The 26,778-nt window shown below is 63.2% G+C and carries 27 protein-coding genes; 15 read left to right on the top strand and 12 right to left on the bottom strand.

Features of this window, described 5'->3' with window-relative positions; all coding sequences use genetic code 11:
• The first annotated feature begins 6 nt into the window (after positions 1–6).
• The 6 genes from cobU to VPH40_RS26710 are packed head-to-tail and all read left to right on the top strand — an operon-like array spanning position 7 to position 5,676.
• Positions 7–573, top strand: a complete 567-nt coding sequence (cobU, locus tag VPH40_RS26735) for a bifunctional adenosylcobinamide kinase/adenosylcobinamide-phosphate guanylyltransferase (RefSeq protein WP_289919534.1) — start codon at positions 7–9, stop codon at positions 571–573.
• A complete protein-coding gene (gene cbiB, locus VPH40_RS26730; protein WP_328574930.1) occupies positions 567–1,520 on the top strand; it encodes an adenosylcobinamide-phosphate synthase CbiB in 954 nt (317 codons plus the stop codon). The genes cobU and cbiB overlap by 7 nt, the downstream gene beginning before the upstream one ends.
• A complete protein-coding gene (gene cobD, locus VPH40_RS26725; protein WP_328574929.1) occupies positions 1,513–2,499 on the top strand; it encodes a threonine-phosphate decarboxylase CobD in 987 nt (328 codons plus the stop codon). The genes cbiB and cobD overlap by 8 nt, the downstream gene beginning before the upstream one ends.
• The gene (locus tag VPH40_RS26720) at positions 2,496–3,407 is read left to right on the top strand and encodes a cobalamin-binding protein (protein WP_289919537.1); all 912 of its coding nucleotides are present in this window, start codon (positions 2,496–2,498) and stop codon (positions 3,405–3,407) included. Before cobD ends, VPH40_RS26720 begins: the two co-directional genes overlap by 4 nt.
• Entirely contained in the window at positions 3,404–4,225 is an 822-nt protein-coding gene (locus VPH40_RS26715) for an ABC transporter substrate-binding protein (RefSeq protein ID WP_328574928.1), read from the top strand. Before VPH40_RS26720 ends, VPH40_RS26715 begins: the two co-directional genes overlap by 4 nt.
• A complete protein-coding gene (locus VPH40_RS26710; protein WP_328574927.1) occupies positions 4,222–5,676 on the top strand; it encodes a cobyric acid synthase in 1,455 nt (484 codons plus the stop codon). The genes VPH40_RS26715 and VPH40_RS26710 overlap by 4 nt, the downstream gene beginning before the upstream one ends.
• A 3-nt stretch (positions 5,677–5,679) precedes the next feature.
• Here VPH40_RS26710 and VPH40_RS26705 read toward each other — a convergent pair whose 3' ends face one another.
• Positions 5,680–6,837 (bottom strand): hypothetical protein, encoded by a 1,158-nt coding sequence (locus VPH40_RS26705; protein WP_328574926.1) that lies wholly within the window; start codon positions 6,835–6,837, stop codon positions 5,680–5,682.
• 207 nt (positions 6,838–7,044) lie between these two features.
• Here VPH40_RS26705 and VPH40_RS26700 point away from each other — a divergent pair, with 207 nt between their 5' ends.
• The 6 genes from VPH40_RS26700 to yacG all read left to right on the top strand — a co-directional run bounded on the left by VPH40_RS26700 (position 7,045) and on the right by yacG (position 12,470).
• Positions 7,045–8,517: a DHA2 family efflux MFS transporter permease subunit gene (locus tag VPH40_RS26700; RefSeq protein ID WP_305054629.1), complete on the top strand. Its 1,473-nt coding sequence runs from the start codon at positions 7,045–7,047 to the stop codon at positions 8,515–8,517.
• 73 nt (positions 8,518–8,590) lie between these two features.
• Positions 8,591–9,787: a type II secretion system F family protein gene (locus VPH40_RS26695; RefSeq protein ID WP_305054628.1), complete on the top strand. Its 1,197-nt coding sequence runs from the start codon at positions 8,591–8,593 to the stop codon at positions 9,785–9,787.
• Positions 9,788–9,893: 106 nt separating this feature from the next.
• A complete protein-coding gene (locus VPH40_RS26690) occupies positions 9,894–10,763 on the top strand; it encodes a prepilin peptidase (RefSeq protein ID WP_289900359.1) in 870 nt (289 codons plus the stop codon).
• A gap of 31 nt (positions 10,764–10,794) precedes the next feature.
• Positions 10,795–11,442: a dephospho-CoA kinase gene (gene coaE / locus VPH40_RS26685; protein ID WP_099665417.1), complete on the top strand. Its 648-nt coding sequence runs from the start codon at positions 10,795–10,797 to the stop codon at positions 11,440–11,442.
• Positions 11,443–11,504: 62 nt separating this feature from the next.
• The gene (gene zapD, locus VPH40_RS26680) at positions 11,505–12,260 is read left to right on the top strand and encodes a cell division protein ZapD (RefSeq protein WP_077399896.1); all 756 of its coding nucleotides are present in this window, start codon (positions 11,505–11,507) and stop codon (positions 12,258–12,260) included.
• 18 nt (positions 12,261–12,278) lie between these two features.
• On the top strand, positions 12,279–12,470 hold the full coding sequence (yacG, locus tag VPH40_RS26675) for a DNA gyrase inhibitor YacG (protein WP_034748814.1): 192 nt from the start codon (positions 12,279–12,281) through the stop codon (positions 12,468–12,470).
• A 3-nt stretch (positions 12,471–12,473) separates the two neighbouring features.
• On the opposite strand, the gene VPH40_RS26670 is transcribed toward yacG, so the two are convergent.
• The 5 genes from VPH40_RS26670 to argJ all read right to left on the bottom strand — a co-directional run bounded on the left by VPH40_RS26670 (position 12,474) and on the right by argJ (position 15,761).
• Positions 12,474–12,890 carry a PIN domain-containing protein gene (locus VPH40_RS26670; RefSeq protein WP_289900361.1) on the bottom strand — a complete coding sequence of 139 codons (417 nt, stop codon included), beginning with the start codon at positions 12,888–12,890 and terminating at the stop codon, positions 12,474–12,476.
• Positions 12,891–12,896: 6 nt separating this feature from the next.
• The gene (locus VPH40_RS26665; protein WP_099668226.1) at positions 12,897–13,106 is read right to left on the bottom strand and encodes a FitA-like ribbon-helix-helix domain-containing protein; all 210 of its coding nucleotides are present in this window, start codon (positions 13,104–13,106) and stop codon (positions 12,897–12,899) included.
• Between the two features lie 119 nt (positions 13,107–13,225).
• Positions 13,226–13,648: an NUDIX domain-containing protein gene (locus VPH40_RS26660; RefSeq protein WP_251351085.1), complete on the bottom strand. Its 423-nt coding sequence runs from the start codon at positions 13,646–13,648 to the stop codon at positions 13,226–13,228.
• The gene (locus VPH40_RS26655; protein ID WP_289906890.1) at positions 13,645–14,526 is read right to left on the bottom strand and encodes an ATP-binding protein; all 882 of its coding nucleotides are present in this window, start codon (positions 14,524–14,526) and stop codon (positions 13,645–13,647) included. The genes VPH40_RS26660 and VPH40_RS26655 overlap by 4 nt, the downstream gene beginning before the upstream one ends.
• Positions 14,523–15,761, bottom strand: a complete 1,239-nt coding sequence (gene argJ / locus VPH40_RS26650) for a bifunctional glutamate N-acetyltransferase/amino-acid acetyltransferase ArgJ (protein ID WP_230541469.1) — start codon at positions 15,759–15,761, stop codon at positions 14,523–14,525. Before argJ ends, VPH40_RS26655 begins: the two co-directional genes overlap by 4 nt.
• Positions 15,762–16,266: 505 nt before the next feature.
• Here argJ and VPH40_RS26645 point away from each other — a divergent pair.
• Complete coding sequence (locus VPH40_RS26645) at positions 16,267–17,346, top strand: alpha/beta hydrolase (protein ID WP_328574925.1); 1,080 nt, start codon at positions 16,267–16,269, stop codon at positions 17,344–17,346.
• Positions 17,347–17,426: 80 nt separating this feature from the next.
• Here VPH40_RS26645 and secA read toward each other — a convergent pair whose 3' ends face one another.
• The gene (gene secA / locus VPH40_RS26640) at positions 17,427–20,195 is read right to left on the bottom strand and encodes a preprotein translocase subunit SecA (RefSeq protein WP_289906887.1); all 2,769 of its coding nucleotides are present in this window, start codon (positions 20,193–20,195) and stop codon (positions 17,427–17,429) included.
• A 279-nt stretch (positions 20,196–20,474) separates the two neighbouring features.
• Between secA and VPH40_RS26635 the strand changes: the two genes are divergently transcribed.
• Positions 20,475–20,984 (top strand): DciA family protein, encoded by a 510-nt coding sequence (locus tag VPH40_RS26635; RefSeq protein ID WP_099665424.1) that lies wholly within the window; start codon positions 20,475–20,477, stop codon positions 20,982–20,984.
• Position 20,985: 1 nt separating this feature from the next.
• On the opposite strand, the gene lpxC is transcribed toward VPH40_RS26635, so the two are convergent.
• From lpxC to VPH40_RS26620, 3 genes are all read right to left on the bottom strand, one after another.
• Complete coding sequence (lpxC, locus tag VPH40_RS26630; RefSeq protein ID WP_077399869.1) at positions 20,986–21,921, bottom strand: UDP-3-O-acyl-N-acetylglucosamine deacetylase; 936 nt, start codon at positions 21,919–21,921, stop codon at positions 20,986–20,988.
• A gap of 75 nt (positions 21,922–21,996) precedes the next feature.
• On the bottom strand, positions 21,997–22,839 hold the full coding sequence (locus VPH40_RS26625) for a DMT family transporter (protein ID WP_328574943.1): 843 nt from the start codon (positions 22,837–22,839) through the stop codon (positions 21,997–21,999).
• A 160-nt stretch (positions 22,840–22,999) separates the two neighbouring features.
• Positions 23,000–23,773, bottom strand: a complete 774-nt coding sequence (locus tag VPH40_RS26620) for a helix-turn-helix transcriptional regulator (RefSeq protein WP_328574924.1) — start codon at positions 23,771–23,773, stop codon at positions 23,000–23,002.
• Positions 23,774–23,877: 104 nt separating this feature from the next.
• Here VPH40_RS26620 and VPH40_RS26615 point away from each other — a divergent pair, with 104 nt between their 5' ends.
• The gene (locus VPH40_RS26615) at positions 23,878–24,645 is read left to right on the top strand and encodes a class I SAM-dependent methyltransferase (protein ID WP_328574923.1); all 768 of its coding nucleotides are present in this window, start codon (positions 23,878–23,880) and stop codon (positions 24,643–24,645) included.
• Between the two features lie 141 nt (positions 24,646–24,786).
• On the opposite strand, the gene VPH40_RS26610 is transcribed toward VPH40_RS26615, so the two are convergent.
• Together VPH40_RS26610 and ftsZ are read right to left on the bottom strand one after the other, a co-directional pair.
• Entirely contained in the window at positions 24,787–25,293 is a 507-nt protein-coding gene (locus tag VPH40_RS26610; RefSeq protein ID WP_034784976.1) for a peroxiredoxin, read from the bottom strand.
• A 184-nt stretch (positions 25,294–25,477) separates the two neighbouring features.
• Positions 25,478–26,686 carry a cell division protein FtsZ gene (gene ftsZ / locus VPH40_RS26605; protein ID WP_034748865.1) on the bottom strand — a complete coding sequence of 403 codons (1,209 nt, stop codon included), beginning with the start codon at positions 26,684–26,686 and terminating at the stop codon, positions 25,478–25,480.
• Positions 26,687–26,778: the final 92 nt, after the last annotated feature.

Here is a 26,778-nt window from a genome sequence, read left to right as displayed (position 1 = left end):
AGCGCCATGACGCGCACCCTGGTCTTCGGCGGCGCCCGTTCCGGCAAGAGCGCCCATGCGGAAACGCTGGCCCGCGAGTCCGGCAAGGAAGTGATCTACATCGCCACCGCGCAGGCGGGCGATGCTGAAATGGCCACGCGCGTCAGGCACCACCGAGCACAACGCCCGGCCGAGTGGGTAACCCTGGAAGAACCGCTGCGCCTGGGCGACGCCATCCTGCGGGAAGCACTGCCAGGCCGGCTGCTGCTGGTCGACTGCCTGACCCTGTGGTTGACGAATCTGATGTTTTCCAGCGGCGAAACCTATCCGGACGTAGGCGACATCGCCCTGCCTGAACTGTTCCACAGCGAGCGCGCGCACCTGCTGTATGCGCTGGCCGAAAGCGAAGACACCGGCTGCGACCTCGTTCTCGTGTCGAACGAAGTGGGCATGGGCATCGTGCCCTACGGCGCCATCTCGCGCTGCTTTACCGATGAAGCGGGCCGTTTGAACCAGGCCGTGGCGGCCGTGTGCGACAAGGCTGTCTTTGTCGCCGCCGGCCTGCCGCTGCACCTGAAAGGCGGCCCATGCTGAGCGGCTTGTCGCTGCCCATGCTGGCTGCTTTGATGGCGGCCGGCGTGCTGCTCGACCTGCTGCTGGGCGAGACGCGCCGCTGGCATCCGCTGGTGGGCTTTGGCCGCCTCGCCAGCGCGCTGGAGTGCCTGCTGAACCGGGGCCGTGGGCGCTTCCTGCGCGGCGCGCTGGCGTGGTCGCTGGTTGTGCTGCCCATCAGCTATGCCGCCTACTGGCTGTGCGGCCTCGCCGGTGCAGCCCTCCACGTTTTCCTGCTCTATCTATGCCTGGGTTTACGCAGCCTGCGCGACCACAATCAGCCGATCGCCGACGCCCTGGCCATCGATGACCTGGACAACGCGCGCCTGCTGACGGCGCGCATCGTCAGCCGCGACACGGCCAATGCCGACGCGGCCAGCCTGGCCAAGGCCAGCACCGAATCCCTGCTGGAAAACGGCAACGACGCCGTCTTCGGCACCCTGTTTTGGTTTGCCGTGGCGGGCGGCCCCGGCGCCGTGCTGTTCCGCCTGGCGAACACGCTGGACGCCATGTGGGGCTACCGCAACGCACGTTACAACTGGTTCGGCTGCTGCGCCGCGCGCATCGACGACCTGTTGAATTATCTGCCGGCGCGCCTGACGGCCCTGTCGTACGTCTTGCTGGGCAAGACCGTGGCCGACAAAAAACGCGCGTGGCAGTGCTGGCGCAGCCAGGCACCCAACTGGGGCAGCCCGAATGCGGGCCCCGTGATGGCCAGCGGCGCCGGCGCCTTGGGCCTGGCCCTCGGCGGCGACGCCATCTACGACGGCGAACTGGAACGCCGCCCGCCGCTGGGTAGTGGCCGTCCCGCCGAAGCGCGCGATATCGACCGCGCCTGGCGCCTGGTGGCTGAAACGGCCGTGCTGTGGCTGACCTGGATGGCGCTGCTGGCAGGCCTGTTCTACCTGAAGGGAAAATACCTTGCTTGAACATGGCGGCAACCTGCACGACGCCGCGCGCGAATACGGCAGGCCGTTGGAAGACTGGATCGACCTGTCGACCGGCATCAACCCGCACTGGTATGCAGCGCCAGCACCGAACGCCAACGCCTGGCACCGGCTGCCGGAAGCCGATCCCGCGCTGGCCGCTGCCGCCTGCGCGTATTACGGCGCGCCAGCCATGCTGCCCGTGGCCGGCACGCAGGCCGCCATCCAGGCCCTGCCCCGGCTGCGCGCGCCGTCGCGCGTGGTGGTGGCCGCGCCGTCGTATGCGGAACATGCGCACCACTGGGGCCAGCACGGCCACCAGTTGCGCCAAGTGCCGTATGCGCAGCTGGCCAAAGCGGTCGACCGCTGCGACGTGCTGGTCGTCTGCAACCCGAACAATCCCACGGGCGAGCGCATCGCGCCCGAGCTGCTGCTGGAGTGGGCGGACAAACTGGCCGCGCGCGGCGGCTGGCTGGTGGTCGATGAAGCGTTTGGCGATACGGAATCGTGCGCCAGCCTGGGCTCCCACTCTGCCCGGCCGGGACTCATCATGCTGCGCTCCGTCGGCAAATTCTTCGGCCTGGCGGGACTGCGCCTGGGCTTTGTCGCCGCCTCTCCAGCCTTGCTGGCACAGCTGGCCGACATGCTGGGCCCGTGGACCGTCAGCGGCCCGGCGCAGCACATGGCGCTGGCTGCCCTCGCCGACACGCATTGGCAGGACGCGATGCGCGAGCGCCTGCGCGGCGAAGGCAAGCGCCTGCGCCAGCTATTGGCAGCGCACGGCATCGCCAGCAGCGGCACGGCGCTGTTCCAGTGGTGGCAGGAAGAGCGCGCCGAGGCGTTCTGGCGCCACATGGCGGAAGCGGGTATCTGGGTGCGCCTGTTCCGCCACGCCGCCCATGGCATCCGCCTGGGCCTGCCCCCCGACGAACATTCCTGGCTGCGCCTGCAGCAGGCCCTCACTACATGGAAACACATATGAATCACTTGAAAACAGCACTGCTACTGGCCGGACTGGTTTCGCTGCAGGCGCAGGCCGCCATCACCGTGCGCGACGACGACGGTAACACCGTCACCGTGCAAAAACCGGCGCAGCGCATTCTGGCGCTGGCGCCGCATGTGACGGAACTGCTGTTCGCGGCCGGTGGCGGCGACAGGATCGCCGGTGTCGTCAGCTACAGCGACTACCCGGAAGCTGCAAAGAAGATCACGCAAGTGGGTGACAACCGCCAGTACGACATGGAACGCATCATCGCCCTGAAGCCGGACCTGATCGTCGTGTGGATGCATGGCAGCGCCGAGCGCCAGATCGCCATGCTGCGCCAGCTGAAGGTGCCCATCTATCACAGCGAACCGCGCAAGCTGGCCGACATCCCCGACAGCATGGAGCGCCTGGGGCAGCTGATGGGAACGGAAAAAACCTCCAAACCGGCGGCGGCCCAGCTGCGCGCCAAACTGGCCAGCCTGACGGCGCAATACACGCAGCGCCCGCCCGTGCGCGTGTTTTACCAGGTGTGGGACAAACCTTTATATACCTTGAGCGGCGCGAGCATCATCAGCGATTCCATGCGCGTGTGCGGCGCGCAAAATATCTTTGCCGCGATGAAGGTGGTGGCGCCCGTCGTCACGCCGGAAGGCGTGCTGCAGGAAGACCCGGAAGTCATCTTCGGCACCAGCGAAAAAAGCGATCCGCGCAGCGAAGGCGGCCTGGCCATGTGGCGCGCCTTCCCGTCGATGACGGCCGTGCGCAAGAATAACCTGTTCCGCCTGAACGGCGACCTGCTGAACCGCGCCGGCCCGCGCATGATCGAGGGCACGGCCGCCATGTGCGAACAGCTGGAAGTGGCCCGCCAGCGCCGCAACACGCCCGCCGCCAAGGCCGCGCCATGAGTCACGCAGCGAGTCACTACCAGCGCATCGCCTGTCTGTCGACGGAAGCCGTGGAGACGCTGTATGCGCTGGGCGCCGAAGACGTCATCGCGGGCATTTCCGGCTTTACCGTGCGTCCGCCGCGCGCGCGCGAGGAAAAGACCAAGATCAGCGGCTTTTCCTCTTCCAGCCTGGAGCGCATCCTGGCCGTCCAGCCCGATCTCGTGATCGGCTTTTGCGACATGCAGGCCGATATCTGCCGCGACCTGGTGAAAGCCGGTATCGAAGTGCACCAGTTCAACCAGCGCACGGTGGACGGCATCCTGCGCATGATCGGCGTGCTGGCCGCACTGGTGCAGCGCGAGGAAGCGGGACGTGAACTGGTCGCCAGTCTGCGCGCCGACATCGCAGCCGCCCGGGCCCGCGCCGCAGCCTGGACGCGCAAGCCCGTGATTTACTTTGAAGAGTGGAACGATCCGCTGATGAGCGGCATCGGCTGGGCGGCGGAATTGATCGACATCGCCGGCGGCACGGACGCCTTCCCGGAATTGTCCGCGCAGCCGGGCGCGAAAGAGCGCATCATCGCCGATCCGCAAGAAGTGGTGCGACGCGCGCCCGACATCATCATCGCCACCTGGTGCGGCAAGAAGTTCCAGCCGGCGCAGCTGACGGCACGCCCGGGCTGGGATACGATTCCCGCCATACGCAATGACATGCTGTTCGAGATCAAGTCGCCCGACATTCTTTCGCCCGGTCCGGCCGCCATCACGCAAGGCTTGCGCCAGATCAGCGACATCATCGCGCAGTGGCAGGAGAATCAGAAAGAGCGGCAGGCATGAAGAGTCCCTTCCCCGCCTTGATGGTGCAAGGCACGACGTCGGACGCGGGCAAAAGCACCGTCGTCGCAGCCCTGTGCCGCCTCTTGAAACGCCGTGGCGTGACGGTCGCGCCGTTCAAGCCGCAAAACATGGCCTTGAATAGCGCGGTGACGAGCGACGGCGGCGAGATCGGCCGCGCGCAAGCCCTGCAGGCGCTGGCCTGCGGCATCGCGCCGCACACGGACATGAATCCGGTGCTGCTGAAGCCTTCGTCGAACACGGGTGCGCAAGTGATCATCCACGGCAAGGTGCGCGCCGAGATGGATGCGCGCGACTACCAGCAATATAAAACCATCGCCATGGGCGCCGTGCTGGATTCGTACGCGCGCTTGCGCCAGCAGTACGACGCCGTCGTCGTCGAAGGCGCGGGCAGCCCCGCCGAAGTCAATTTGCGCGCACGCGACATCGCCAACATGGGCTTTGCGGAAGCCGTCGACTGTCCCGTGATCCTGGTGGCCGACATCGACCGTGGCGGTGTCTTCGCCCACATCATCGGCACCCTGGCCTGTTTGTCCGACAGCGAACGGGCGCGCATCCTTGGCTTCGTCATCAACCGCTTCCGCGGCGATATCTCGCTGCTACAACCCGGCATCGAGTGGCTGGAACAGCAGACGGGCAAACCCGTGCTGGCCGTGCTGCCCTACCTGCAAGGCCTGTTCCTCGATGCGGAGGACGCCGTCGAAGCCATGCAGGCCGAACGCGGCGCCTTCAAGGTGGTGGTGCCGCAACTGCCGCGCATCAGCAACCACACGGATGTCGACGCGCTGCGCGCCCATCCCGATATCGACCTGCAATTCATCAAACAGGGACAGCCGATTCCAGCGGCCGACCTGGTGATCCTCCCCGGCAGCAAGAACACGCGCGGCGACCTGGCGTGGCTGCAGCAGCAAGGCTGGCCCGCCTACCTGGCAAAACACCTGCGCTATGGCGGCAAGGTGCTCGGCATTTGCGGCGGCTTCCAGATGCTGGGGCAGTCCGTACGCGATCCGCTGGGCGTGGAAGGCGCGGCGGGAGAGTCGGCGGGACTGGGTATGCTCGACATGGCGACGGAGCTGACGCGCGACAAGCGGCTGGAACAGGTGCGCGGCTACTGCGCGTTTGCCGGCGCGGCCGAGGCGCCCGTGGCAGGCTATGAAATCCACATGGGTGTCTCGCATGGCGCCGCGCTGGCGCAGCCGGCCTTCCTCATCGACGGCCGTCCTGAAGGAGCCGTATCGGGCGACGGGCAAATCCTCGGCAGCTATTTGCACGGCATGTTCGACACGCCCGCCGCGTGTGCGGCGCTGCTGCGCTGGGCGGGGCTGGACTCCGGCCACACGGTGGATACCGCCGCCCTGCGCGAGGCCAGCCTGGAGCGCATCGCCGATGCGGCCATCCCGCTGCTGGCGGCCCTGGATCGCATCAATCGCTAACGATTATTTTTTCAGGCACATGCCCATGTACGAGCGGTCGGTCGAAAATTCGACGGCCATGCTCGATGACACGGGCATGAACATCGAATAGTCGGCCGGCACGTCGGCGGGGTCCTTGAACACGGCGATGCCATCGACATCGACGGCTTGCGCACCCAGGCCCAGCTTGTTCAGGGTCACGTTTTCCGCGTGCACCTTGCCCGTGCCGTTATTGGTGATGGTCGCCACATTGCTGGCGATGTCGATCTTGCCCGTCGTGCCACCCTGCGCCGCACAGGCATAACTGCCATTGATTTCCATGCCGATTTTCTGCTGTCTGGCCGCCACGATGGTGCCCACGCGCAGGACGTTTTCCTGGTTGCGGCTGTAGCGGTCGATGAACAGCGCCAGCCCCCGGTCCCCCGCATGCACGTGCACGATGCCGAAGTCCTGGCTGCCCTGGCGGGCGACGAGCAAGCCGTTCTTCGCATCCTTGACCAGGGTCAGGCTGGCGTTTTCCGCTTCCAGCAGCGGCGATACTGGCGAGCACACGCCTTGCGCATTGAACACGCCGCCATTGCACAGTTGGGCCGCCCCGTCGGCAGCGATCTTGAGACTGCCTTTCGGATTGAAACGGTCACCGCCGTTCGAGGCATTGCGCATGCCGCCCAGGAAGATATAGTTGCCGGCCAGCTTGGCCACGTCACCCACCGCATAGCCGGTGCCGCTGACGGTCGAGACCATGTTGCCCAATTTGACGTTGCCAGACAAAAGACGCGTGCGCGCATCGACGGTGACGCTGAAATCCGTTGCCGTATAAGTGGTGAGATTGCCGCTGGTGGACGCGGTAAACGTGCCGCTGCGGTCGCTCAAGCCGAACTGCGTCGACAGCACGCGGATAGTGTAGGTTTTCTTGACGCTGTCGAACGTGATGCGCCAGGTGTCGCCGATATCGGCAGCCACGTCATACACGCTTTCATCGACGCTGGCACCGGCAATGACGCTCAAGCCGGCGTCCCTGGCCACGGCAACTGACGCCACCGTCACGCTGTCGGCGGGAACGACGGGAGGCGTCACGACGGCCGGCGGTGTCACCGGCGTCGCTGGCGTGCCGCCATCGCTGCCTCCACCGCATGCGGACAGGGCCGCGCCCAGGACAAGGAACGTAAGTGCATTTTTCATGTGGTGTGACTTTCGGGAAAGAGGAGGCCGACGCTGTCAGAAAACACATGCTAGCCTTGCCCGCAATCTATTGCCATAGAACAAATGTTCCATGGACTGAGCCCCCGGCACGCTGCCAGAATGACGGGCGCGGGCGGCACGCGGGCGCCATTTATGTGACAATTCATCGTACTGTCGGCTCCGTTTCTCCTCCTCAGGCTCACATCCATGACCAGTTCCCCCATTAAAAGCTACCTTCCCTGGGTGGTCGCCACCGCCTTGTTCATGGAGCAACTCGACTCCACCATCGTCAACACCGCCATCCCCGCCATGGCCGCCAGCCTCAACGTTACGCCGCTGAGCCTGAAAGCCGTCGTCACCAGCTACATCCTGAGCCTGGCCGTGTGCATTCCCATCAGCGGCTGGATGGCCGACCGCTTCGGCACGCGGCGCGTGTTTTCCGCCGCCGTCGCCATCTTTACCCTCGCCTCCATCCTGTGCGGCCTGTCCGTGAACGCGCCCATGCTGGTGGCCGCGCGCCTGCTGCAAGGGGTAGGCGCGGCGATGATGATGCCGGTGGGCCGGCTCACCATCATCCGCACCTTTCCCAAGTCGCAACTGCTGGCGGCCATGAATTTCGTCATCATCCCCGCGTTGATCGGTCCCCTGCTGGGGCCCACGGTCGGCGGGCTGATCGTGCACTGGCTGTCGTGGCGCGAGATTTTCTTCGTCAACGTGCCTGTCGGCCTGGCGGCGCTGTATCTGGCGCACCGCTACATGCCCGACTACTATGGCGACAAGCCCCGTCCGCTGGACCTGATCGGCCTCGTGTTGTTCGGCACGGGTATCGCGCTGCTGTCATGGCTGCTGGAAATTTTCGGCGAACACCGCATCGACGGTACCTCGTTTGCCGTGCTGCTGTTCATCTCCATCAGCCTGCTGGCCGCGTATGTCTGGCATTCAAGCGAAGTGCTGCACCCGCTGCTGCGCCTGACCCTGTTCAAGATCCGCACCTTCCGCGTTTCCGTGGTGGGCGGCTTCGTCACGCGCCTGGGCGTGGGTGGCCTGCCCTTCCTGCTGCCGCTGCTGTACCAGCTGGGCCTGGGCTTGCCCGCCTGGCAATCGGGCTTGCTGATGATGCCGTCGGCCGCTGCCGCCATGGGCATGAAATTCATTTCCGCGCGCGTGCTGGCCCGCTTCGGCTATCGCCAGGTACTGATCGTCAACACCGTGCTGATCGGCGTGACCATCGCCATGTTTTCGCAGGTGAGCGCGGGCACGTCCCTATACGTCATCGTCGCCATCAGCCTGTGCATGGGTTTTTTCAATTCGCTGCAGTTTTCCAGCATGAATACCATCGCGTATGCCGACGTCGACAAGAACGATTCGAGCATGGCCAGTACGATCGCCAGCTCGATGCAGCAACTGTCGATGAGCTTTGGCCTCGCCTTCGGTTCGCTGATCACGGGCTGGTACCTGGGCGACATGCCGCAGTCGGACCGCGCCATGCTCAGCACGGCCCTGCATCACGCCTTCCTCACCTTGGCCGCCCTGACGGTGCTGTCCTCGCTGACCTTCTGGACCTTGCGCCGCGACGATGGCGAAAGCATCAGCAAGGGCACGGACAGCGACGAGGAGGATGCGGCCGACGTCAAGGCCCAGGCCGTTGTGCAGACGGAAGTGCAAACCACGAAAGGCTGAGCCACATCAAGCTTGCCGCCAGCACCGCTGGTACTTTTGCCTGACGCTGCTATCGTGATCGCAGGAGGTGCACATGGCGGCCGAGCGGCGCTTTGCGTGGAAGGGCACGGACCGCCATGGCAAGCCGGTCGATGGTGTCTTGCGCGCCGCCGACGCCTGCGCTGCCAAAGCAATATTGAGAAGCCAGGGCATCCTGGCCAACCGGGTGCAGGCCGCGCGCAGCGCACCCGGCAAGGCCATCACGCGCAAGGATATCGCGCTGTTTACGCGCCAGCTGTCGACCATGATGGCGGCTGGCGTGCCGCTGCTGCACGCCTTCGACATCGCCGGCAAGGGCCATGCCAAGCCCGCGATCACGGCGCTGATGCGCGACTTGCGCCACGACATCGAAGCGGGCAGCAGCCTGCAGCAGGCTTTCCGCCAGTTCCCGCTGCTGTTTGACGAACTGTATTGCAACCTGCTGGCGGCAGGCGAACAGGCCGGCATCGTGCAGGATTTGTTGGCGCGCCTGGCCACGCACCAGGAAAAGGCCATCGCCCTGCGGCGGAAGGTGCGCGGCGCGCTGATGTATCCGCTGGCCATCGTGCTTGTCGCCTTCGTCGTCACGGCCATCATCATGAGCGTGGTCGTGCCCGCTTTCCGCCAGGTCTTCGACAGCTTCGGCGCGCCCTTGCCGCTGCCCACCCTGCTCGTCATGGGCGTGTCCGCCTTTGTTGTCCGCTACTGGCTGGCCTTGCTGGCGGTGCTCGTGCTCGCTTGCGTGCTGCTGCACCTGGCCTGGCGCCGCTCTCCCGCGTGGCGGCGCAACACGCAACTGCGGGCGCTGCGCCTGCCCGTGTTCGGCTCCCTCTTGCGCAAAGCGGCGATCGCCCGCTGGACGCGCACCCTGGCCGCCATGTTCGCCGCCGGCGTACCGCTGCTCGACTCGCTCGGTCTGGTGGGCGCCGCCTCCGGCCACGCGCTGTACCAGGAAGCGACGACGCGCATCGAACGCGAAATCCGCGCCGGCGGCAGCCTGGCCCTGGCCATGGAACACAGCGGCGTGTTCCCTCCCTTGCTGACGCAGCTGACCCTGATCGGCGAGGAGTCCGGCGCGCTCGACGCCATGCTGTCGCGCGCGGCCGACATCATCGAGGCCGATATCGACGCCACCGTGGCCACCCTTTCCACGCTGCTGGAACCGGCGCTGATGGTGGTGCTTGGCGTGCTCGTCGGTTCCCTCGTGATCGCCCTGTATTTGCCGATTTTCAAGCTGGGGGCCGTGATTTGACCATTCACCCGCCTAAAACGTCCCCATGTGCCGGCGGATGTTTTACACTGCGGCAGTGCCAGGCAATGTTTGCACGGCAACATTCATCACCTCAGACAAGTTCACCATGCTGCAAGATACCCTGTTGTTCGCCGCGCCCGGCAATCTGCCCGTCGCCCTCGTTGCCGCCCTGTTCGGCCTGATCGTCGGCAGCTTCCTGAATGTGGTGATCCACCGCGTGCCGAAAATGATGCAGCGCGAATCCGATAATTATGTGGCGGAAGAAAGCGGCTTGCCCTTGCCGCACACGGACCGCTACAACCTGATGCTGCCGCATTCGAACTGCACCGCTTGCGGCCACCGCATCACGGCCATGGAAAACATTCCCGTCATCAGCTATCTGCTGCTGCGCGGCAAATGCAGCGCCTGCAAGGCACCGATCTCCGTACGCTATCCGCTGGTCGAGCTGCTGACGGGCGCGCTGTCGGCCCTCCTGGTCTGGCACTTCGGCAGCGGCTGGACGGGCCTGGCAACGCTCGTGTTTGCCTGGCTGCTGATCGCCATGACCTTCATCGACGCCGATACGCAAATGCTGCCGGACGACCTCACCTTCCCCCTGCTGTGGGCGGGCTTGCTGATCAATATCAATGGCACTTTCGTACCCCTGCAGGACGCCGTCATCGGCGCTGCCGCCGGCTATCTGGCCCTGTGGGCCGTGTACTGGGCCTTCAAGCTGGCGACAGGCAAGGAGGGAATGGGCTATGGTGACTTCAAATTGCTGGCGGCGCTCGGTGCGTGGCTGGGCTGGACCATGCTGCCGACGATCATCCTGTTGTCGTCGCTGGTGGGCGCCGTGGTCGGCATCGGCCTGATCGTGTTTGCCAAGCGGGGGCGCGACAAACCGATTCCGTTCGGCCCCTACCTGGCGGCGGCAGGCCTGATCGCGCTGCTGTACGGCACGCCCCTGTCGCGCCTCACGCTGGGCCTGACCAGCTGACCCGCGCAACACTGCCCCTATGGAAAAACACATGCAACTTCATAACGCACCGTATTTCAGCGTGGGTCTCACCGGCGGCATCGGTTGCGGCAAGAGCACCGTGGCCGACCAGTTCGCCGCGCTGGGCGCCTCCATCGTCGACACGGACCAGATCGCGCACAGCCTGACGGCACCCAATGGCGCGGCCATGCCGGCCCTGGTGGCGGAATTTGGCCCCGACTACACCGATGCGCGCGGTGCCCTCGACCGCACAAAAATGCGCAACCTCGTATTCGCCGACGCCGCCGCCAAGGCAAAACTGGAAGCCATCCTGCACCCGCGCATCCGCCAGGCGACCCTGGTGGCCGCCGCCGAAGCGACGGGCAGCTATGTGATCTTTGCCGTTCCCCTGCTCGTCGAGTCCGGCGGATGGGTGGAACGCGTCAACCGGGTGCTCGTCATCGATTGCCTGGAAAGCCTGCAAGTGTCGCGCGTGATGGCGCGCAATGGCTTATCGGAAGAACAAGTCAAAGCCATCATGGCCACGCAGGCCACGCGCGCCATGCGCCTGGCGGCGGCGGACGATGTGATCGACAATAATGGCGATTTGGTCGCCCTGGCGCCGCAGATTGCCCAGTTGCACGATTTATATCTGGCATTTTCAAAAAGAATGGCCGGAATCGGGCCGCAACGTTTGTAATTTGTCGACGCTTGGTTCAAAATCACGGGATTGTTTGCAGGTCCTTACTTAAGGGAATTATTTTGATTGTCTACGAATACCCTTTCAACGAACGCATACGTACCTTGTTGCGGCTGGAAGACCTGTACGACAAATTCAAGTTCTTCATCCAGCAAGAGCATGCAATGCAACACCATGTTGCCTTGGCAACTATTTTCGATATGCTCGAAGTGGCTGGCCGCGCCGACCTGAAGTCCGACCTGCTGCAAGAACTCGAGCGCCAGCGCCAAAGCCTGCTCGGTTACCGCAGCAATCCAAATGTGGAACCGGAAACGCTCGATGCCATCCTTGGCGAACTCGACAGTGTCAGCGGCGCCCTGGTGGCGGCGCAAGGCAAGACGGGCCAGAATATCCGCGACAATGAATGGCTGATGAGCATCCGCGGCCGCACCATCATCCCCGGCGGCGCCTGCGAATTCGACTTGCCGTCCTACTTTGCCTGGCAAAAACGCAGCTCGGAACAGCGCTTGACCGATATCCACGCCTGGTTCGCCCCGCTCGCCCCGCTGTTCGACGCGCTGGCCCTCGTATTGCGCCTGCTGCGCGATTCCGGCGGACCCGTTAAACTGATCGCCAATGGCGGCAGCTACCAGCAAATGCTGCAAGGCAAGGTATACCAGATGCTGCGCCTGAGCCTGGACGAAAGCAGCGGCGCCATCCCAGAAATTTCCGCCAACAAATACATGCTGTGGGTACGCTTCACTACCCAGGGCGGCGACTTGAAGCCCAAGCCGCTGGAAGAAGATGTCCCATTCGAGCTCACGCTCTGTAATTTTTAACTGTTACTTATTTGCCCCATCATGACCGTCGTTAATTGCCCTACCTGTGCCGCCAAAGTCGAATGGACTGAAGCCAACAAATTCCGCCCCTTCTGCTCGGAACGCTGCAAGCAGATCGACTTGGGTGCCTGGGCCGAAGAGAAATACACGATCCCCGCCGCCGACCCGTTCGAAGATCCGCTGGCAGACGAAGACAACAAGCCGCAATAATTCTCAGCGAAACGGATTTTCCAGGCGCAGCCCCTGCGCCGCGAAACTGTCGAGCCTGCCACTGACCACCGTCAAGCCATAGGCGATACCCATCGCCGCGATCTGCCCATCGACGCCATGCGCATGGCCCCGCTCACACAGGCGGGCGCACACGAGGGCGCAATCGAGGTCGAATTCCAGCAGCCGCGGCGCATAGTCCGCCAGCACTGCTTCCAGCCAGCCTTCCAGCGCCAGTGCTTCCAGCGCCGCTTCGCGCCGCCAGCTGCGCTGTATGCCTGCGCGCAACTGCGCGATCACCTGTACCGGCACATAGCGCATTTCCGGCGCCACCCGTTCAAAAAAAGTGCGCACACCCTCCGGCGCAGCGCTGCCCTTGCGCGCCGCAACGATCACATCCGTGTCGACCAGGTAGGCGGACATCGCACGTCAAGTGCGGCGCTCGAAATCCGCATCAAGCCCCACGTCGGGCATGCCGCGCAAAATATCGTCGAGCGGACGCTTCGACAGCGGCCGCAAGGCGCTGCGCAGAATGTCGCGGTGCTCGTCTTCGATGCTGCGGCCATGCGCGCGCGCACGCTTGTGCAGGGCGGCAATCAGCAATTCATCGGTATCGGTAAAGGTCAGTGTCAGCGGCATGCGCAACTCCCAATGCTAGATGAAAGCACTGTAGCGCAAAGCGCGCGCGATACAAGGAAAGTCACAGGAAAGCTTGCGCCAGCACGCAGCATGGTGCTGCCCGCTGGCACAAGTGTCAATCAGGCAAGCGCCAGCGATTCCCGGCGTACCTCGTCGAGCCATTCCAGCAAGGGAATGGTGGCCGGCAGCAAGGGTTCCACGCCGACCGTGCCCTGCCAGGCAAACGCCTGCCCTTCCAGGCTTTGCGGCTCGCCCCGCCACTCTCGGCTGATATAGAAATGCAGGCGCACGTGGGCGTGCGGATACACATATTCGACGCCGCACCAGGCCTCGGCACTGTCGATATATAAACCCAGTTCCTCGACAAACTCGCGCTTCAAGGCGTCAAAAATGGCTTCGCCCGGCTCGACTTTGCCGCCAGGAAACTCCCAATAGCCGTCATACGGCTTGCCAGCCGGGCGCTGGCCCAGCAACACGTCGCCATTCGGTTTCATCAGAATGCCGACGGCGACATCCACCGGTGTCACTTTCATATCACTCATTGCGGCAACTTTCCCGCAGGTAGTTTCCCAGCATAATCGCGTGCGAATTGCCACGCCACCCGGCCCGAACGGGAACCGCGCTGCAAGGCCCAGCGCAGGGCGTCGCCGCGCGCCTGCGCGATCTGTTCCGGCGTGCAGCCGAACGAAGCGAGCCAGTGCGCTGCGATATCGAGGTAGTCATCCTGCTTGAACGGGTAGAACGACAGCCACAGGCCAAAGCGCTCGGACAGCGAGATTTTCTCTTCCACCGTCTCGCCCGGATGCAAATCGCCGTCATCGTCCGTCTTGTAGCTGCTGTTGTCGGACATGCGTTCCGGCATCAGGTGACGGCGGTTCGACGTGGCGTAGATCAGCACATTGTCCGATTGCGCGGCGATGCTGCCGTCGAGCGCCACTTTCAGCGCCTTGTAGCCGCTCTCGCCCTCTTCGAACGACAGGTCGTCGCAAAAGATGATGAAGCGCTCGGGGCGCGCTGCCACCAGGTCGACGATGTCGGGCAAGTCGGCAAGATCCGCCTTGTCCACTTCGATCAGGCGCAGGCCTTGATCGGCGAACTGGTTCAGGCATGCCTTGATCAGCGACGACTTGCCCGTGCCACGCGCGCCCGTCAGCAACACGTTGTTGGCGGGACGTCCGCTGACGAACTGGCGCGTATTTTGCTCGATCTGCGCCTTTTGCGTGCCGATATTGTGCAAGTCATCCAAGGCGATGGACGACACGTGGGCCACGGCCTGCAGATGGCTGGCCGCGCCCTGGCGCCGGCGCCAGCGGAAGGCAAAGCTGTTCCAGTCCGTCGCCGGCAAGGCCGGCGGCAAGATCGACTCGAGGCGCGCCAGTACCCGTTCGGCGCGGATCAGGAATTGATCGAGGCCGGTCATGAGCGGTAGTCGGCGTTGATCGACACGTAGTCATGCGACAAATCGCACGTCCACAGGGTAGCCGTGGCATCGCCGCGCGCCAGTTTCACGCGGATGGTGATTTCGCTTTGCTGCATCACGCGCTGGCCATCCTGTTCCTGGTAGTCCGGGTTGCGGCCGCCGTTCTTGGCCACCCACACGTCGTCCAGATACAGGTTCAATTGACCCACATCAAGGTCGTCCACGCCCGCGTAGCCGATGGCGGCCAGGATGCGGCCCAGGTTCGGGTCGGAGGCAAAGAACGCCGTTTTCACCAGCGGCGAATGGGCGATGGAATAGGCGATCTTGCGGCACTCTTCCACGTTGCGGCCGTCTTCCACGGTCACGGTCATGAATTTCGTCGCGCCTTCGCCGTCGCGCACGATGGCTTGCGCGAGAAAAGTAGACAGTTCGGTCACGGCAGCGGCCAGTTCCGCATAGTGCGGCGAATCGATGGAATCGATGACCAGGCTGCCGGCGCCCGTGGCTACCAGCATGAACGAGTCATTGGTGGAGGTGTCGCCGTCGATGGTGATGCAGTTGAACGATTTATCGGCCGCCTGCTTCACCAATTGGTCGAGCACCGGTTGCGCCACGGTGGCGTCAAACGCGAGGAAACCCAGCATCGTGGCCATGTTCGGCTTGATCATGCCGGCGCCCTTGCTGATGCCCGTCAGGGTCACCGCGTGACCGCCGATGGTGACGGTGCGCGAGCCGGCTTTCGGCTGCGTGTCGGTGGTCATGATGGCTTCGGCGGCCGAAAACCAGTTGTCCGGCGTCAGTGCGGCCACGGCTTGCGGCAAGCCGGCGACCAGGCGCTGCACGGGCAAGGGTTCCAGGATCACGCCGGTGGAAAACGGCAGGATTTGCTGCGGCGTGCAGCCCAGCAGCTCAGCCAGCGCGGCACAGCTGGCCTGCGCGTCAGCCAGGCCCGATTCGCCCGTGCCCGCATTCGCGTTGCCCGTATTGACCAGCAGCGCGCGGATCGGCGCGGCGCCGGCCGTCACGGCGGCCAGGTTGGCCTTCGAGATTTGCACGGGCGCGGCGCAGAAGCGGTTCAAGGTGAACACGCCGGCCACGGTGGCCGTCGGCGCCAGTTTCAATACCAGCAAATCCTTGCGGTTGGGTTTCTTGATGCCGGCTTCGGCAACACCGATTTCAATGCCGGCGACGGCTTTCAAGTCGGCGGCGACGGGCTTGGGGGAATTGACGGCCATGGTGATTTCTTCTGCGAGGGAAAAGGGAAGCGCTATTGTAGCGCCTTCGCGGCGCCGGTGAACATGCGGCAAGGGAATAGTCGCGCCGGCCAGGGCAGTCGCGAAGCGGGTCGGCAACATGACCAAGCTTGCGATTTATCAGAACGCCGCCGCCTGGCGGCGCTAAGGTATAGGAACAGACGATCACACGTCTCGCACAAGCGCCCGGGGAGGGAATGTTATGGCGCATGGAAAATCCTACCGCATGCATCGCAGCGATTCAGGCTCGTCACGCCCGTTGCGTCTATGGTGTTTATGCTGCCTGCTTTGCCTGCTTGCCTCGTTGATGGCCTGTACGCTGCCAGGCGAACCGGCCGATCATGCCATCGGCCACGCCACCGATCTGGCATCCACAGCGCCGCCGGCCGCTGAAACGCCGCCAGCCGCAGAATTTCCACCCGCGACCGGGGTGGGACGACCACCGCCAACCTTCCCATGGAACAGCTCATGGTTAGGCATCGGCGGCTTGGTCGGCAATCTGGGCAACCTGGCCGGCAGCAGCGGCATGCTCACGGGCAGCAGCGGCATGGCCAAGCCTGGCAACGATCCACCGCCGGCCGGCGCCGTGCACGTCACCGTGTACTACGCCACCGACAGGCAATACCAGGCCAGCAGCCGCAGCTATGGCTGGCAGCCCAACCGCGCCGCGCCCCACCTGAGCTACGGCAGCGTCCTCGTCAGCATCCCGGAAAAAAGAGCGCCGGGCGAACTGCCGCTGCCGCCGTGGTACGCCATCCTGTCCGGCGACGATGCGCAAAAATATGTGCTGATCAAGGGAACCACGCGCCTGTCGCGCGCGGATTTCCTCGCCACCGTCAAGGCAAGCATTCAAGCCGCACCGGAACGCCGCGCCGCCTTCATCTATATCCACGGCTACAGCAATTCCTTTGACGACGCCGCCCGGCGCACGGCGCAGATGGCGGTCGACCTCGATATCGGCGCCCTGCCCGTGTTCTACAGCTGGCCATCGAAAGGCTCGATGGCCGGCTACGAATACGACCAGAATTCCGCCGAATGGACGCAGGCGCACCTGCAGGCGTTCCTGGCCGATTTCGCGGAGCACTCCTCGGCCACCGATATCTACCTCATCGCCCACAGCATGGGCAACCGTCCGATGACCGTGGCCCTGGCCAACCTGCTGGAAAAGCGCCCCGACCTGCTGCCCCTGTTCAAGCAGGTGGTGCTGGCGGCGCCGGACATCAATGCCGATGTCTTCCGCGACCAGATCGCCCCCCGCTTTGCCAGCCTCAAGCTCTCCGCCACCCTGTACGCGTCCGCGAACGACAAGGCCATCCGCGCTTCCTACAACTTTGCCGACTGGGACAGGATAGGCGACATCCGCGGTCCCGTCGTCGGCATTCCCGGCATGGAGCTCGTCGATGCCTCGGCCGTCATCATGAACTTCATGGGGCACGATTACTTCGCCAGCAACCGCGTCTTGCTGACCGATATCGCCACCATGATCAAGACGGGGCAACGGGCAAAAAATCGCGGCGGCTTGAAGGGCATTCCCTCGCAGGCGCCGCAATACTGGGCCTTTCCCTGAGCCGGGACCGGGCAAGGCATGCCGGGCATAAAAAAACGGAGACCGCGGTCTCCGTTCTTGTTCAGGCCATGCAGCGGGCTTTACGCCAGCTTGCCGTGGCAAGCCTTGTACTTCTTGCCGCTGCCGCAAGGGCATGGGTCGTTACGGCCCACTTTGACGCCCATGCTCACGCTCATGTCGTCGACGTTGTCCATGTTGCCGCCGGCCGAAGGAGCCAGCAGTTCTTCCGGCGCCGCGTTCGGGTCGAATTCGGCGTGCTGGTAGTGCACGTTTTCCACGTGCGACTGCTGCATCGCCTGTTCGGCCGCATCGACTTCTTCGCGCGACTGGATACGCACCGTCATCACGTGTTTCGTGACGTCGTTCTTGATCATGTCGAGCATCTGGCCAAACAGTTCAAACGCTTCGCGCTTGTATTCCTGTTTCGGATTCTTCTGCGCATAACCGCGCAGGTGAATACCCTGGCGCAGGTGATCGAGCGCCGCCAGGTGTTCACGCCAGTGGCTGTCCACGCTTTGCAGCATGACATTGCGTTCGAAGCCGCCGAACGATTCCTTGCCGACGATATCGATCTTCGACTGGTACACGGCATCGGCCGCGGCCAGCACTTTTTCCAGGATCTCTTCGTCCGTCAGGGTCGAATCGGCTTCCAGCATTTCATGCAGCGGCAAGTCCAGCTGCCATTCGCTCGCCAGGGTATTTTCCAGGCCCTTGATATCCCACTGTTCTTCCACCGATTCATGCGGCACGTACTCGTGCACCAGGTCGGTGAACACGCCATGACGCAAGGAAGCGATCATGTCGGAAATATCGGTCGTTTCCAGCAGCTCGTTACGCTGCTGGTAGATGACTTTACGCTGGTCGTTGGCGACGTCATCGTATTCCAGCAATTGCTTGCGGATGTCGAAGTTGCGCGCTTCGACCTTGCGCTGGGCCGATTCGATCGAACGCGAGACGATGCCTGCCTCGATCGGCTCGCCTTCCGGCATTTTCAAACGGTCCATCACGGCGCGCACGCGGTCGCCGGCGAAGATGCGCAGCAGCGCGTCGTCGAGCGACAGGTAGAAGCGCGACGAACCCGGATCACCCTGGCGGCCGGCACGGCCGCGCAGCTGATTGTCGACGCGGCGCGATTCGTGGCGTTCGGTGCCGATGATGTGCAAGCCGCCCGCATTGACCACGTGGTCGTGCAGGGATTGCCATTCATCGCGCAAGGTCTGCGACTGGGCTGCCTTGTCGGCGTCGCTCAGTTCAGCATTGGCTTCGATAAACTTGATCTGGTTCTCGACGTTACCGCCCAACACGATGTCCGTACCGCGACCGGCCATGTTGGTGGCGATGGTGATGGCTTTCGGACGACCTGCCTGGGCGATGATTTCCGCTTCGCGCGCATGCTGTTTCGCGTTCAGCACGTTATGCGGCAAACCGGCCTTGGTCAGGATACCCGACAACAGTTCCGAGTTCTCGATCGAGGTGGTACCCACCAGCACGGGCTGGCCGCGCTCGTAGCAGTCGCGGATGTCGTTCAACATCGCGTTGTACTTTTCCGCCGACGATTTATAGACCTGATCCTGGCGGTCCTTGCGCTGCAGCGGACGGTTTTGCGGAATCACGACCGTTTCCAGGCCGTAGATTTCCTGGAATTCGTACGCTTCCGTATCGGCCGTACCCGTCATGCCGGCCAGCTTGGCGTACATGCGGAAGTAGTTCTGGAAGGTGATCGAGGCCAGGGTCTGGTTCTCGTTCTGGATCTTGACGCCCTCTTTCGCTTCGACGGCCTGGTGCAAGCCATCGGACCAGCGGCGGCCCGTCATCAGACGGCCCGTGAATTCATCGACGATCACCACTTCATTGTTCTGCACCACATAGTGCTGATCCTTGAAGTACAGCGCATGCGCGCGCAGGGCCGCATACAGGTGATGCACGAGGGTGATGTTGGCCGAGTCGTACAGCGAGGCGCCTTCCGGCAGCAGGCCCATCTCCATCAGGATGCCTTCGGCCTTTTCGTGGCCGGCTTCCGTCAGCAGCACCTGGTGCGCTTTTTCATCCTTGGTGTAGTCGCCCGGTACTTCAACCTTGCCCTTGCCGTCCGGCGTTTCTTCGCCGATCTGCAAAGTCAGGCGCGCAGGCACTTCATTGATCTTGTGATACAGGTCCGTATGGTTCTCGGCCTGGCCCGAAATGATCAGCGGCGTACGCGCTTCATCGATCAGGATCGAGTCGACTTCATCGACGATGCCGAAGTTCAGGCTGCGCTGCACGCGCTCGCGCGCTTCGTAGACCATGTTGTCGCGCAGGAAGTCGAAACCGAATTCGTTATTCGTGCCATACGTGATGTCGGAGTTGTACGCCTGCTGCTTGGCGCTGTGCTCCATCTGCGACATGTTTACGCCAGTCGACAGGCCCAGCCATGCATACAGGCGGCCCATGGTCTCGGCATCGCGCTGCGCCAGGTAATCATTGACGGTGACGATATGCACGCCCTTGCCCGACAAGGCATTCAGGTAGGCTGGCAACGTTGCCATCAGGGTCTTGCCCTCGCCCGTGCCCATCTCCGCGATCTTGCCGAAATGCAAGACCATGCCGCCGATCATCTGCACATCGAAATGGCGCATGCGCAGGACGCGCTTGCTGGCCTCGCGGCAGACGGCAAAGGCTTCCGGCAACAAGGCATCGAGCGATTCGCCGGCGGCGATGCGTTCCTTGAAGGCAGGCGTCTTCGCTTGCAGCTCGGCATCCGACAGCTTTTCGATGGCCGGCTCGAGCGCATTGATCTCGCGTACCGTTTTTTGGTATTGCTTGAGCAGCCGCTGGTTGCGGCTACCGAAAATCTGGGTCAGTAATGACATGCTTGAATTCTTGAAAAAACGCCGTTAAAAAAAGCTCGGTAGGGAACAACGCGGTAGTAATCGCGTCACCGCACGGAGTTCGACTATGGCAAAAGACGATGATTTTATCATGCGTTCCCGACATGGTTGGGGTAATGCGCCATATAACAATAGCTTAATGACAAACAAATAGCAGAAATTGCGGACATTTTCCATACTGTAAGGCAATACGGTCCGCCCGCCTGCACCGCACCCGCCGCCGCACTCGTCATGCGCGGGCTAGTGTGCTATGTTTCGGCCATGCGAACTCCCACTTATTCTCCGGCGCCGCGCCGCGGCTACGGCTTTGCCCGCTCCGGCCCGGCCGTCACGGGCGCAACCGATTTTCTGCGCGGCAATGCGACGATGGCCTCCCTGATGCCCACCGTCACGCGCCTGGCCGCCCTGCAAAAAGATTGCGCCAAGGCCTTGCCGGCCATGTTCGAGCATTGCGACATCCTGCAGTTCGAGAGCGGCCAACTGGTGCTGGCCACGCCGAACGCGGCGCTGGCGGCCAAGCTCAAGCAGCAATTGCCAAAGTTACAAGGGGAACTGGAAAGAAAAGGCTGGCAGATTTCAGGCATCAAGCTGAAAGTGCAAGTGATCAAGAGCATCGCGCCCATCGTGCATACGCGGGCACTGGTCTTGCCGGAAAAAGCCATGTCGGCCCTGGAAGAGCTGAGCACGGCCCTGCCAGCGTCGAAGCAGAACGAGCAGTTGATCGCGGCGCTGCGCAATATGGTGCGCCACCACCGCGAACCGAAGGATTAACTCAGGTCAAAGACCACTCGCGCTCCATTTGACGCAGGTACGATTGCGGCGCCGCCTCATTGGTATCAAAGGAAACGATTTCATACGATTCCGGCTGCTCCAGCAGCGCCAGCAGCAGCTGGTTGTTCAGCGCATGGCCCGACTTGTGCGCCGTGTAATACGCGAGCAAGGGGTGGCCCACCAGGTACAGGTCGCCAATCGCGTCGAGGATCTTGTGGCGCACGAACTCGTCTTCATAGCGCAAGCCATCGGCGTTGAGGATGCGGTATTCGTCCATCACGATGGCGTTTTCCAGCGAACCGCCACGGGCCAGACCCATGCCGCGCAAGCTTTCCACGTCCTGCATGAAGCCAAACGTGCGCGCACGCGCCACGTCGTGCACATACGACACGTCGCCGAAATCGACGGAGGCGCGCTGCATCGTGCCATCGACGGCCGGGTGATTGAATTCGATAAAGAAATCGAGCTTGAAGCCGTCATACGGCGACAAGCGCGCCCATTTCTCCGCGTCGCCCTTGCCGTGACGCACTTCCACAGGCTTGATGACCTTGATAAATTTCTTTGGCGCTTGCTGCTCTTCCACGCCAGCCTGCTGCAGCAGGTAGACGAAGGACGAGGCGGAACCGTCCATGATGGGGATTTCTTCCGCATTCACGTCGATATACATATTGTCGACGCCCAGGCCGGCCGCGGCCGACATCAGGTGTTCCACTGTAGAAACCCTGGCGCCATCCTTGATCAGCACGGAAGCCATGCGCGTATCGCCCACGGCCATGGCGCTGGCGGGGAACTCGACGATGGGATCAAGGTCGATGCGGCGAAACACGATGCCCGTGTCGATCGCGGCAGGACGCAGAGTCAGCTCCACCTTGGTGCCAGAGTGCAAACCGACACCGATGGTGCGGACCTGTTGTTTGATGGTGCGTTGTTTTAACATCTGTCGATTATATCTATTTGCCGGATTTTCGTTGCGGCATGGCATGGCCCACGCCAGAAATACCACAACCGCTACTCACGGATGCTCGCTCTCGGCGTGGACAGCCTCCCTGCGCACGAGGTAAATGCCGCTGCCGATGATGATGGCCGCACCGATCAGGGTGTATTCGTCGGGCAAGGCGCGCCACAGCATCCAGTCCAGGGCCATGCCCCAGGCCAGGGCCGAGTATTCGAACGGCGCCACGCTGGACGCCTTGCCATGGCGAAACGCTTCCGTAATCGCCAGCTGCCCCAGGAAGCCACTCAGCGACAAGCCCGCCAGCAGCCACCAGTCTTCGCGGCGGATGCTCACCCACTCGTGCGCCGACAGGGCCACGCCGCCGAGGGCCATCATCACCATCAGCCAGAAGACCATGCTTTCGCTGGCATCCGTGCGGCTGAGGATGCGGCCCGTGACGGCGGAAATGGCGTAACAGGCGGCCGAGCCCAGCACGGCCAGTCCGGCCAGCGAAAAGAATCCCGAACCGTCGGGGCGCAGCGCCACCAGCACGCCCAGCAAACCCACGGCAATGGCGCACCAGCGCGCAAAGTCAACCTTCTCCTTCAAGATAAAGACGGACAGGACGGTGATCAGCAAGGGGGCGACGAAGAACAGCGCATACGTCTCGGCCAGCGACATGCGCTTCAGGCCGTAGGCAAACAGGGTGATCATCAGCACGCCCAGGACGCCGCGCAACAGGTGCAGCGGCCAGCGCACCTTCAGCACGTTCTTGAAGGCGCCGCGGTACAGCAGGTACAGGCAGACGAGCGGCAACGACGACAGGGCGCGCAAGGCCGTCACCTGCATGGGCGGATAATGGGCGGACAACAGCTTCATGGCTGTGTCCATCAGGGAAAACATGGCGACGGCGACCAGCATCACATAGATGCTGCGCAGGTTGGGATTGCGGGGTATCAGGACAGACTCCTGGCGAAAGAGCGGGACCGTCATCATGGCGACGGCCGGAGCCAGGACAGCATGGTCTGGACAGGCAGGGCCAGGCGGTCAGCCCGATTATAACAAGCGCGGCCGTTTTACCTTATGACACAGGCAACAGCATCACCAGTTTCAAGTCGTGCTGGCGCGCCAGGTGCAGGGTCACTTGATTGAACGCAAGCAGGCCCTGTTGCGCATGCCGGAACTGGCGCAAGCCGCCATCACGGCCCTGCACCTGCTGCGCGCCCCACCACTGGCGAAATTCAAGGCTGGCATCGGCCAGTTCGGCGATCAGGCCAGCCAGCGGCGCCTGGTCCGCCTGCCGGCCGATATCGGCGCGAAACTCCGCCACCAGGCGCTGCGCCCGCTCGGGCCAGCCGACGACCAGATCGCGCGCACCAGGTTCCAGGAACATGAAGCGCAACTGGTTCGGCGCGTCCCCGTCGCCGTGCAGCCAGCCCGTAAACAGCGTGGACGCCGCCCCGTTCCACGCCACGGCATTCCATGCGCGGTCCAGGATATACGCGGGCGCGTCGATGGCGGCGACGATGGCGGCCAACTCGGCGGCGGCAGGTCCCCCGCCCTCGCCCGTGCCGTGACTGGGGTCATGCTTATCGGCCACCTCGAACAGGTAGGCGCGCTCGGCCGCGCTCAGCTGCAGCACCTGCGCCAGGCGGGCCAGCATCCTGGCCGATGCCGACACGGGCCGCCCCTGCTCCAGCCACGTCAGCCAGGTGGGACTGACATCGCACAGCTGTGCCAGCTCTTCGCGCCGCAAGCCTGGCGTACGCCGCCGCCCGCCACCGGGCAAGCCGGCCATGGCGGGGGTGACGGCTTCGCGCCGGGCGCGGATGAATTCAGCAAGTTTGTTCGACATGACGGGGAAGCATGGTAGTAGATATACCAGTATAAGTTATGGTCTTGTTACAGGATAATTTTATCCCTATTCTGCAGGAACTCAGCCATCCACAGGAGAAAACCATGCAGCAGCACGATGTCGTTACCGAACAGTTTGGCAAGACGGCCAATGCCTACCTGAGCAGCGCCGTACACGCGCAAGGCGCCGACCTGGTGCTGATGCAGGAATGCGCGCGCCGCCATGGCAAGCCCATCGTCCTGGACCTGGGCTGCGGCGCCGGGCACGCCAGCTTCGCCGTCGCCCCCGTGGCGCAATCGGTGGTCGCCTATGACCTGGCGCAGCCCATGCTCGACGTGGTCGACTGCGCCAGGGTGCAGCGCGGCTTGCACAACATCAGCACGCAACAGGGCGACGTGGCCCGCCTGCCGTTTGCCGACGCCAGCTTCGACATGGTCGTCACGCGCTTTTCCGCGCACCACTGGAACGACGTGGCGGGAGCGCTGGCCGAAGCGTGGCGCGTGCTGCGCCCGAACGGCACCTTATTAGTCGTCGACATCGTCGCGCCCAAGACGGCCCTGTACGACAGCACCCTGCAAGCGGTGGAAATGCTGCGCGACGCGTCCCACGTACGCGACTACCGCAGCTGCGAATGGGGCGCCAAGTTTGACAACGCGGGTTTTACGCACAGCTTGCGCAGCGTGTGGAAACTGACCATGCAGTTCGACGAGTGGGTGGCCCGCATGCGCACGCCAAGCGAAAGAGTGGCCGCCATCCGCAACCTGTTCGATGGCGCGCCCGAGGAAGCGCGCCGGTATTTCGCACTGCAGGACGATTATTCGTTCAGCATCGATGCGGCCATGTTCGAGGCGAGCAAGCCGTCGGTACAATAAAAAAACGGCGCCGATGGCGCCGTTTTTACGTCAAAAAAGGACAAGTCCCTGAAAAATGTTCAGGGCAAGGCGCATTGCCGCAGGCAGTACGAGTAGTACGCCAAGGCAGTGCAACGCCGCCATGGACTTTTTCTCAGGGACTTAAGCCAGTTGGCCCAGCAAGGTTTCCGCGTTCGACACTTCAAACTTGCCGCCTTGCTCGATGTTCAATTGCGTCACGACGCCATTGTCGACCAGCAGCGAGTAGCGCTGCGAGCGCGTGCCCATGCCGTGCTTGGAAAAATCGGCGTCCAGGCCCAGGGCCTTGCTGTAGGCGGCGTTGCCGTCAGCCATCATGCGCACGACGCCGGTAGCTTTCTGGTCGCGGCCCCAGGCGCCCATCACGAACGCGTCGTTGACGGAGATGCACCAGATTTCATCGACGCCCTTGGCTTTCAGGTCCGCGGCGTGCTTGACGTAGCCCGGCACGTGCTGTGCGGAGCAGGTCGGGGTGTAAGCGCCTGGCAGGCCGAAGATGGCGATCTTCTTGCCCTTGACCAGGTCTTGCACGTTGAACGTGTTCGGACCCAGTGCGCAGCCTTCGGTTTCGCTTTCGATGAATTCAGCCAGGGTGCCTTCTGGCAGGGTGTCGCCGATCTTGATGGTCATGTTGACTCCTTGTGTACTGTCGGTTGAGGATGCTGCCGGCATGATGCCGACACTGCGCGATAGTATGCCTGACTTGCCGTATTTGTGCAGAAAACGGCCGAAAAGGCAAAGTCAAAAGTCAAAAGCCGGCAAAAAAAAACGGCGGCCCTCAGGCCGCCGTCATCGTTGCATGCATCACATCACCTTAGTCGGCCTGTTTGCGCAGGAAGGCTGGAATATCGTACGTCTCCATACCATTCTTTTCCATCGCGCGCACCTGCTCGGAAGCCGATTCGCGACGCCATACTGCCGGCGCCTTCATGCCGTCGAAACCGGCAGCCGGCGTAGCCACGCCAACTGTCGTCGTCGCCGCTTGCGCGCTACCCATGGCTGCCGAAGGGGTCAACGGGCTGTTGTGGGTGCCGGTGCGCAGCACTTGCTGCGGTACCAGTTGGATGTTTTTCTTCGCGCGGCCCAGGCCCGTGGCCACCACGGTAACGCGGATGTCGTCGCCCATGGCGTCGTCGTAGGCGATACCTTGCGCGATCGACGCGTCCGGCGCGGCAAACGCGCGCACGGCGGCCATGACTTCCTTGATTTCTTTACCTTTCAAGCCACGGCTGGCCGTGACGTTGACCAGCACGCCGCGCGCGCCGGACAGGTCGATGCCATCCAGCAGCGGCGAAGCGACAGCCTGTTCCGCGGCGATGCGCGCGCGGTCGACGCCGGATGCCGTCGCCGTGCCCATCATGGCCTTGCCCTGCTCGCCCATGATGGTTTTCACGTCGTTGAAGTCGACGTTGATATGGCCCGGCACGTTGATGATCTCGGCAATGCCAGCCACTGCGTTGTTGAGCACATCATCGGCATGCTGCATCCATTCCAGCATGCTTTCATCTTCGTAGATCTCTTCCAGTTTTTCGTTGAGGATGATGATCAGCGAATCGACGTGCAGGGACAGCTGCTCCAGGCCTTCGTCGGCGATGTCCATGCACTTCTGGCCTTCATACGAGAATGGCTTGGAAACCACGGCCACCGTCAGCGCGCCCAGTTCCTTGGCCACTTCAGCCACGATAGGAGCGGCGCCCGTGCCCGTGCCGCCGCCCATGCCGGCAGCGATGAAGACCATGTGCGCGCCGCGCAGCGAATCGGCGATGCGCGTGCGCGATTCTTCCGCCAGCTGGCGGCCGACGGCAGGCTTCATGCCGGCACCCAGACCGGTATCGCCGATCTGGATGATGTTGTGGGCCTTCGATGTCGACAGGGCCTGTGCGTCGGTGTTGGCGGCAATGAACTCCACACCCGACATGCCTTTGTTGATCATGTGTTGGACTGCATTGCCACCCGCACCGCCGACGCCGACGACCTTGATGACGGTACCTAAAGCTGTGTTATCGACCATATCGAACTCCATGATGTGCTCCTATCAGATGCGGTTTCCAAGCGCCAGGCCTCATATTGGTAGGAGAACTGGAGATTGAAAACTGCGGTTAAATATAAAATAAA

The sequence above is a fragment of the Janthinobacterium sp. P210005 genome (assembly GCF_036231865.1).
Lineage (GTDB): Bacteria > Pseudomonadota > Gammaproteobacteria > Burkholderiales > Burkholderiaceae_D > Janthinobacterium > Janthinobacterium kumbetense.
Note: the sequence above shows the minus strand (reverse complement) of the source record. Positions and strands in the feature narration are given on the sequence as shown.

What these genes read in the sequence shown, in the direction of transcription:
- VPH40_RS26610 (WP_034784976.1), bottom strand. Translation starts at nt 25,293, where the DNA reads ATGACCATCAAGATCGGCGACACCCTGCCAGAAGGCACCCTGGCTGAA.
- cbiB (WP_328574930.1), top strand. Translation starts at nt 567, where the DNA reads ATGCTGAGCGGCTTGTCGCTGCCCATGCTGGCTGCTTTGATGGCGGCC.
- ftsZ (WP_034748865.1), bottom strand. Translation starts at nt 26,686, where the DNA reads ATGGAGTTCGATATGGTCGATAACACAGCTTTAGGTACCGTCATCAAG.
- VPH40_RS26615 (WP_328574923.1), top strand. Translation starts at nt 23,878, where the DNA reads ATGCAGCAGCACGATGTCGTTACCGAACAGTTTGGCAAGACGGCCAAT.
- coaE (WP_099665417.1), top strand. Translation starts at nt 10,795, where the DNA reads ATGCAACTTCATAACGCACCGTATTTCAGCGTGGGTCTCACCGGCGGC.
- VPH40_RS26635 (WP_099665424.1), top strand. Translation starts at nt 20,475, where the DNA reads ATGCGAACTCCCACTTATTCTCCGGCGCCGCGCCGCGGCTACGGCTTT.
- VPH40_RS26670 (WP_289900361.1), bottom strand. Translation starts at nt 12,890, where the DNA reads ATGTCCGCCTACCTGGTCGACACGGATGTGATCGTTGCGGCGCGCAAG.
- secA (WP_289906887.1), bottom strand. Translation starts at nt 20,195, where the DNA reads ATGTCATTACTGACCCAGATTTTCGGTAGCCGCAACCAGCGGCTGCTC.
- cobU (WP_289919534.1), top strand. Translation starts at nt 7, where the DNA reads ATGACGCGCACCCTGGTCTTCGGCGGCGCCCGTTCCGGCAAGAGCGCC.
- VPH40_RS26690 (WP_289900359.1), top strand. Translation starts at nt 9,894, where the DNA reads ATGCTGCAAGATACCCTGTTGTTCGCCGCGCCCGGCAATCTGCCCGTC.
- VPH40_RS26660 (WP_251351085.1), bottom strand. Translation starts at nt 13,648, where the DNA reads ATGAGTGATATGAAAGTGACACCGGTGGATGTCGCCGTCGGCATTCTG.
- VPH40_RS26665 (WP_099668226.1), bottom strand. Translation starts at nt 13,106, where the DNA reads ATGCCGCTGACACTGACCTTTACCGATACCGATGAATTGCTGATTGCC.
- lpxC (WP_077399869.1), bottom strand. Translation starts at nt 21,921, where the DNA reads ATGTTAAAACAACGCACCATCAAACAACAGGTCCGCACCATCGGTGTC.
- VPH40_RS26695 (WP_305054628.1), top strand. Translation starts at nt 8,591, where the DNA reads ATGGCGGCCGAGCGGCGCTTTGCGTGGAAGGGCACGGACCGCCATGGC.
- VPH40_RS26720 (WP_289919537.1), top strand. Translation starts at nt 2,496, where the DNA reads ATGAATCACTTGAAAACAGCACTGCTACTGGCCGGACTGGTTTCGCTG.
- VPH40_RS26715 (WP_328574928.1), top strand. Translation starts at nt 3,404, where the DNA reads ATGAGTCACGCAGCGAGTCACTACCAGCGCATCGCCTGTCTGTCGACG.
- VPH40_RS26625 (WP_328574943.1), bottom strand. Translation starts at nt 22,839, where the DNA reads ATGCTGGTCGCCGTCGCCATGTTTTCCCTGATGGACACAGCCATGAAG.
- argJ (WP_230541469.1), bottom strand. Translation starts at nt 15,761, where the DNA reads ATGGCCGTCAATTCCCCCAAGCCCGTCGCCGCCGACTTGAAAGCCGTC.
- VPH40_RS26705 (WP_328574926.1), bottom strand. Translation starts at nt 6,837, where the DNA reads ATGAAAAATGCACTTACGTTCCTTGTCCTGGGCGCGGCCCTGTCCGCA.
- VPH40_RS26620 (WP_328574924.1), bottom strand. Translation starts at nt 23,773, where the DNA reads ATGTCGAACAAACTTGCTGAATTCATCCGCGCCCGGCGCGAAGCCGTC.
- VPH40_RS26710 (WP_328574927.1), top strand. Translation starts at nt 4,222, where the DNA reads ATGAAGAGTCCCTTCCCCGCCTTGATGGTGCAAGGCACGACGTCGGAC.
- VPH40_RS26655 (WP_289906890.1), bottom strand. Translation starts at nt 14,526, where the DNA reads ATGACCGGCCTCGATCAATTCCTGATCCGCGCCGAACGGGTACTGGCG.
- VPH40_RS26700 (WP_305054629.1), top strand. Translation starts at nt 7,045, where the DNA reads ATGACCAGTTCCCCCATTAAAAGCTACCTTCCCTGGGTGGTCGCCACC.